Source organism: Pseudomonas emilianonis (assembly GCF_023072625.1).
Taxonomy (GTDB): domain Bacteria; phylum Pseudomonadota; class Gammaproteobacteria; order Pseudomonadales; family Pseudomonadaceae; genus Aquipseudomonas; species Aquipseudomonas paraveronii.
Map to the genome: position 1 here is coordinate 1 of NZ_JAKNRV010000309.1, position 6,287 is coordinate 6,287.

General features: G+C 61.3%; 6 protein-coding genes. 3 read left to right on the forward strand and 3 right to left on the reverse strand.

Going from position 1 to position 6,287, the window contains the following annotated elements; translation table 11 throughout:
- Positions 1–411, reverse strand: a 411-nt coding sequence (locus tag L9Z73_RS23375) for an ABC transporter ATP-binding protein (RefSeq protein ID WP_430624311.1), incomplete at its 3' end; no start/stop codon positions are given.
- 386 nt (positions 412–797) lie between these two features.
- On the opposite strand from L9Z73_RS23375, the gene L9Z73_RS23380 reads away from it, so the two are divergent.
- On the forward strand, positions 798–1,550 hold the full coding sequence (locus L9Z73_RS23380) for a TetR/AcrR family transcriptional regulator (RefSeq protein ID WP_247406090.1): 753 nt from the start codon (positions 798–800) through the stop codon (positions 1,548–1,550).
- Positions 1,551–1,718: 168 nt separating this feature from the next.
- Here the strand turns inward: L9Z73_RS23380 and L9Z73_RS23385 are convergent, their stop codons facing one another.
- Positions 1,719–2,780 (reverse strand): FUSC family protein, encoded by a 1,062-nt coding sequence (locus tag L9Z73_RS23385; RefSeq protein WP_247406098.1) that lies wholly within the window; start codon positions 2,778–2,780, stop codon positions 1,719–1,721.
- A 23-nt stretch (positions 2,781–2,803) separates the two neighbouring features.
- A complete protein-coding gene (locus L9Z73_RS23390) occupies positions 2,804–4,420 on the reverse strand; it encodes an NADP-dependent glyceraldehyde-3-phosphate dehydrogenase (protein WP_247406092.1) in 1,617 nt (538 codons plus the stop codon).
- Positions 4,421–4,558: 138 nt separating this feature from the next.
- Between L9Z73_RS23390 and L9Z73_RS23395 the strand changes: the two genes are divergently transcribed.
- Together L9Z73_RS23395 and L9Z73_RS23400 are read left to right on the forward strand one after the other, a co-directional pair.
- Complete coding sequence (locus L9Z73_RS23395) at positions 4,559–5,422, forward strand: Dyp-type peroxidase (protein WP_247406094.1); 864 nt, start codon at positions 4,559–4,561, stop codon at positions 5,420–5,422.
- 176 nt (positions 5,423–5,598) lie between these two features.
- Positions 5,599–6,287, forward strand: a 689-nt coding sequence (locus L9Z73_RS23400) for an MFS transporter (protein ID WP_247406097.1), incomplete at its 3' end; no start/stop codon positions are given.

The following is a 6,287-nucleotide window of genomic DNA, read 5'->3' on the forward strand; positions in this document are numbered from 1 at the left end:
ATGGTGGGCGCGCTCGGCCAGGCCGACCTGCTCGAGCATGCGCAGGGCCTGTTCCACCGACTCGTGGCGCGACACGCCGCGATAACTCAGAGGCAGGGCGACGTTGTCCAGGGCACTGAGGCGCGGCAGCAGGTTGAAACTCTGGAATACGAAGCCGATCTGCTGGTTGCGGATCGCTGCCAGTTCATCGGGGCTGGCGCTGAAAATATCGTGGCCGGCAAAGCGGTACTGGCCGCCGTCGGGCAAGTCCAGCAGGCCGAGGATGTTGAGCAGGGTACTTTTGCCGGAGCCGGAGGCGCCGAGAATGCCGCAACTGTCGCCGCGGGCGATGGACAGGCACACATCATTGAGGATGGACAGGTGCTGACCGGCGAGCTGATAGCTTTTGCCGATGCCTTGCAGGGAGATCAAGCCTGGGTGCGCGGGGGTGTCTGTCATCATGACTACGCCTGCAGTCTCGACGCCGCCGTGCTGCCCCGGTAAAAATTTGTAACAAGTTCGGGGGTTGCCTGGAACGCGTCACGGACTGGTTTAATTTCTTGTTTTTAAAATATTGTTTGAATACTAACCGCGTTCAACCGGCTCCGCCAGCCATCGTTGTAGAGGGTTTTTACCCTTTGAAATAAATGCACCGGGAGCGAAATCGACCGCTCAAAAATCCTTTGGCTAGCCTCAACGAGCCGGAATGCAAGGGCTTGCGATGAGATGGTGGAGTGTCACTGCTTGCTTTCGAGCGATGGCCCCGGTATAAAAAATCAAATTTATTTTTAAAACAATATTTCCCGCTTGGAACTTTTATGGTCGTGAAGAAAGTCAGCTCTCCAAACATTACCAAGACTCGATTGCTGGATGCGACAGAGGCTCTCTTCATCAAATATGGTTATGACGCCGTTTTGTTACGGCAGATTACCGAGCGTGCCCAGGTGAACCTGGCCGCCGTGAACTATCACTTCGGGGACAAGGATTCCCTGATGAAAACCCTGCTGATGCAGCGCCTTGAGCCGCTCAACGAGCAGCGCCTGGAATTGCTGGCACGCTGTGAAGCCGAATCCGACGGCCCCCTCGATTGCGACACGCTGCTCGGCGTACTGTTCGCTCCGGCCATGGGCCTGGAGCGCAGTGATCCGGCGAGCGGGGAAGGGCGTTCGTTCATTCGTTTCCTCGGGCGGGTCTACAGCGATACGTCGCCGTTTATCCAGGAATACCTCAAGGTGCATTACCAGCCGGTGTTCCAGCGCTTCTTCGAAGCCTTCGCCCTGGCCTTGCCGGACTTGCCGCGCAACGAACTGGGGGTACGCCTGCAGTTTGCCCTGAAGGCAATTTCCGGCGTGATGGCCGGTACCGAACTGCGCCTGTTGATGAACTCCATGAGCCTGGGCCGCCCGGCCACGGATGCCGAAGTGATGGCCAAGTTGATCACGCTGGTCTCGGCGGCGATTCGCGTGCCGCAGCAAAGCCCTGAGGCGCAAACGGCGTTGGCCAAGGTGCTCGACACCCAGCGCGCGATTCGCGAGCAAGCGACAGCGCCCGTCGGCAAGGCGGCGCGCTAGCCCGAATCCGGGGCAAAAAAAAGCCCGCTGGGGCGGCGGGCTTGATGTGCAACGTTTGTAACGGATGAGGCTTCACCCTACGGCTCGCCATGTGAATAAATCGTGAAAAATATGTAAGAGAAAGTGTGAAAGTGTTGTCGCGGGTAAACGCGCTAAAACCCCTGACGATTAGATCTTCCAATGGCCAGCGCTTTTGGCCAACCGCTGGCGCATCTCATCCACATTCGCCGCCAGTTGCACGGTCAACAACCGATACCCATCCAATGCACTGTAGACCGGCGCATCCAATGTAGGCTCGCTGGCAACAGCCTGGCTCGGCCGCTCCAACCGTGGTGTCACGCCGGACCTCAGCGCTCGCGCCATCCCGACCAATTGCACTCGAATCTGCCGGTGCTCGGCTTTCAACATCACCTGCATCCGCGCCATCGCCTGTTCGTCGCGAGGGTCCGGCCGGGTGTTGCCAAGAATCTCCAGGGTGCTGATGCACATGCGCAAATGCCGTTGGATCGTGTCCAGTTCGGTCATGGAGATTCGCACCTCCTTGGACACCGAGGGCATCAACGAACGCAATTGCAGCATCGCCGTATTCACGCGGCTGAGCAGTTTGAGGTGTGCGTCGTCGGTGACCGATTGGCCGCTGATGATGCGGCTATAAATCGCGGCACAGTCGCGCAAGGCGCTGGCCAGGTTGTAGCGCCAGGAGTACACGGCATACAGCGGCAGAGCGAAGGAAAACGCCAGGGCCAACGCAATACCGATCAGGATGTCGACCGTGCGCCACAACCCGTCCGACAGCGGATTGTCGCCATGCCCGGCGACGATAAACACGGTGATCGCCGACAACAACGCGGTGTACCCGCCCTTGCCGATGGCGTGATAGGAGAAGAACCCGCACACCACTGACATCAACAGGTACGTCAGCAGCGGCTGCCCCACATACGCCTCCTGCACCACCAGCAGCAAACCGACGCTGGCGCCGATCAGCGTACCGTAGGCGCGCTCCATGGCTTTCTTGCCGATATTGCCGTGGTGCTGCAGGCCGCCGATCACCACCAGCATGGTCACCGACGCCCACTCGCCGTGGGGCAGGTTGATGCCGGTGGTCAGCAGGATCGTCGCCAGCAAGCCGATGGACACGCGCACGGCGTGGATCAGCTTGGCATGGCGATAGCGGCGGTAAGGGTCGAGCAGCGGGCGCAGCAAGCGCCGCGCAAACACAGGCAAATGCAGGTTAATCAACGGCAAGCAGTCCTCTAGAAAATGTAGTCAGTGGTCAAGAAGTTCGAGTCACGGTTGCGCAGGATCTCGCTGAGCAGCGCCTTGTTGTTGTCCTGGAACTTGGTCGCCACCAGGGTGCGGATCGAGAACACGCGCAAGGCGTCATGTACCGACAGCGTGCCTTCGGCCGAGTTCTTGCGGCCGTTGAAGGGGAACGTGTCCGGGCCACGCTGGCACTGGGCGTTGATATTGATACGGCCGACCTGGTTGGCAAAGGTGTCCACCAGCCGTCCGATTTCGGCCGGGTCGGTGCCGAACAGGCTCAGTTGCTGGCCGAAATCCGAGTCCAGTACGTAATCGATCACTGTCTCCAGGTCACGGTAGGGCACGATCGGCACCACCGGGCCGAACTGTTCCTCGTGGTACACGCGCATCTGCGGGTTTACCGGGTACAGCACCGCCGGGTAGAAAAATGTACCGCGACTGACGCCGCCATTCGCATTCACCACGCGAGCGCCGTGTTGGGCCGCATCGGCGACCAGCGCGTTGAGGTAATCGATCTTGCCGGCGTCTGGCAGCGGCGTCAGTGCCACGCCGTCTTCCCACGGCATGCCGGGCTTCAATGTCGCTAGCTTGGCGTTGAATTTCTGGATGAAGCTGTCGACCACGTCTTCATGCACAAACAGGATTTTCAACGCGGTGCAGCGCTGGCCGTTGAACGACAGTGCGCCGGTGACGGCTTCGCTGACGGCATTGTCCAGGTCGACCTGGGGCAGCACGATGCCTGGGTTCTTCGCGTCCAGGCCCAGGGCAGCACGCAGGCGGTGCGGGCGTGGGTGCAGTTTTTTCAGGTCGCTGGCGGCCTTGTTGGTGCCGATGAACGCGAAGATATCGATCTTGCCGCTGGCCATCAGCGCGCTGACGGTTTCGCGGCCGCTGCCATAGATCACGTTGATCACCCCGGCCGGGAAGCTGTCGCGGAACGCTTCCAGCAGCGGGCGGATCAACAGCACGCCGAGCTTGGCCGGCTTGAACACCACGGTGTTGCCCATGATCAGCGCCGGGATCAGCGTGGTAAACGTCTCGTTCAACGGGTAGTTATAAGGCCCCATGCACAGCGCCACGCCCATCGGTACGCGGCGGATCTGGCCGAGCGTGTCCTGTTCCAGCTCGAAGCGGCTGCTGCGGCGGTCGAGTTCCTTGAGGGCATTGATGGTGTCGGTGATGTAGTCGCAGGTGCGGTCGAACTCTTTCTGCGAGTCCTTGAGGTTCTTGCCGATTTCCCACATCAACAACTTGACCACCGCATCACGCTGTTCGCGCATGCGCCGCAAAAACGCTTCGACGTGCCGGATGCGGTCAACCACGCGCATTGTCGGCCATTCACCCTGGCCACGGTCATAGGCGCGCACGGCGGCGTCGAGGGCGGTGAGGGCGGTGTCGGCATCCAGCAGCGGCGTGCTGCCGATGTTCACGCGTTCGTCCCCCAGTTGCACCGGGCTGAGGACCTGGGCCAAGGGGCCGTTCCATACCTGCAACTGGCCGTCGACCAGGTAATCACGCTGTTCAATGGGCGCGGCCAGGCGAAATTGCTCGGGAATATCGGCGGCACGGGTGGGAAACAGTTGGGCGAGCAGGTTATCGGTGGTCATGTTGCTACCCCTGGAATAGTTGCAAAACATGACTAGAGAGTCACCCAACAACGGGTTCTGTGGCAAGGCTTGCGCGCATTCTTGTACGCACGGCGGCGCGTGGCGGGTAAACTGCGCGGCTTACTTGAAGGAGTTCACATGAGTCAGTACCAGCCGGGCATTCTTGCCGCACCGGTGCCTTTGCAGGCACGTCATCTGTTTTTTGCCGTGGACTCCCTGGCCGCTGTACCTGCTGCGTTGGAGGCACTGGCGCAGTGGGTGGATTCGGCCGCAGTGGTCGGTCTGGGTGAGCCGCTGGTCAATGCACTGGGCGCGCAGATTGAAGGGCTGCGCGCATTCCCTGCCGTCAGCGGGCCGGGCGCGCATAACCCCGCCACCCAGCAGGCGTTGTGGGTGTGGCTGCATGGCGTGGATCGCGGTGAATTGCTCTTGCGCAGCCGTGCGCTCGAGAAAGCCCTGGCCCCGGCGTTCAGCCTGGTGCAGTCGACCGAAGGCTTCCGCTACAAGAGCGGTTTTGACCTGACCGATTACGAAGACGGCACCGAAAACCCCCACGACGATGCCGCCGTCGAAGCCGCGCTGACCGACAGCGGCGCCAGCTTCGCCGCGATCCAGCAATGGCAGCACGACCTCGATGGTTTCGCCGCGTTGCCTGCCCAGGAACGCGACCACATCATCGGTCGCCGCCATGGCGACAACGAAGAACTGGAAGACGCGCCCGAATCCGCCCACACCAAACGCACCGCCCAGGAAAGCTTCACCCCGGAAGCGTTCGTGGTCCGCCGCTCGATGCCGTGGGCGGAAAACGGCCAGGCCGGCTTGATGTTCCTCGCGTTCGGGCATTCCTTCGATGCGTTTGAAGCACAACTGCGCCGCATGAGTGGGTTGGAAGACGGTATCGTCGACGGCCTCTACCGCATCAGCACACCGTTGACCGGCGGCTATTACTGGTGCCCGCCGCTCAAGGACGAGCGCCTGGACCTGAGTGCCGTGTTGATCTGAGCAGGCGTTTGCCTGGGTCGTTGAGTCAGCGCACGCGCCATCACCGATACGGAGTTGGCGCGTTTTTTTTACCGGTGCAGGCAACATGAATATGTTGACAGCCAACGCATTGACCGCAGAAAAAAATCGCCGCAGCCCTTAATCTAGCGGCCTTTTGTCACCTGTGCGGAGGGTTCATGTCTTCTGTTGCCGATGGGTTGCCCCTGAATAAACGCCTGCCGGCGGTCATCGCCATTTCCCTGGGCATCGGCATGGCGACCCTGGACACGGCCATCGTCAACACCGCGCTGCCGACCCTGGCCGAAGGCATTGGCACCGACTCCGCTTCGGTGATCTGGGTGGTCAATGCCTACCAGTTGGCGATCATTGCCACGGTACTGCCCTTCGCTTCGCTGAGTGATGTGCTCGGGCACCGTCGGGTGTACCTCGGTGGTTTGCTGCTGTTTATCGTCTCGTCGCTGTTTTGCGGGATCGCCGGGTCGCTGGTCACGCTCACGGCGGCGCGGGTGGTGCAGGGGCTCGGTGCGGCGGCGATCATGAGCGTCAACACGGCGTTGCTGCGGCATATCTACCCGTCGCGCATGCTCGGGCGCGGCCTGGGCTATAACTCGCTGGTGGTGGGGCTGGCGTTTACGCTCGGGCCGACGGCTGCGTCGGCGATTTTGTCGGTCGCGAGCTGGCACTGGCTGTACCTGATCAATGTGCCGCTGGGGTTGCTGGCGTTGATGTTGGGCCTGCGCTCATTGCCGGTCATTCCAATGGCCGGGCATGCCTTCGATCGCCTCGCCGCGCTGTTGTGTGCCGGGCTGTTCGCCTTGCTGGTACTTGGCCTGGGGACGGCGGTGCATGGCGCCCAAGGCGCATT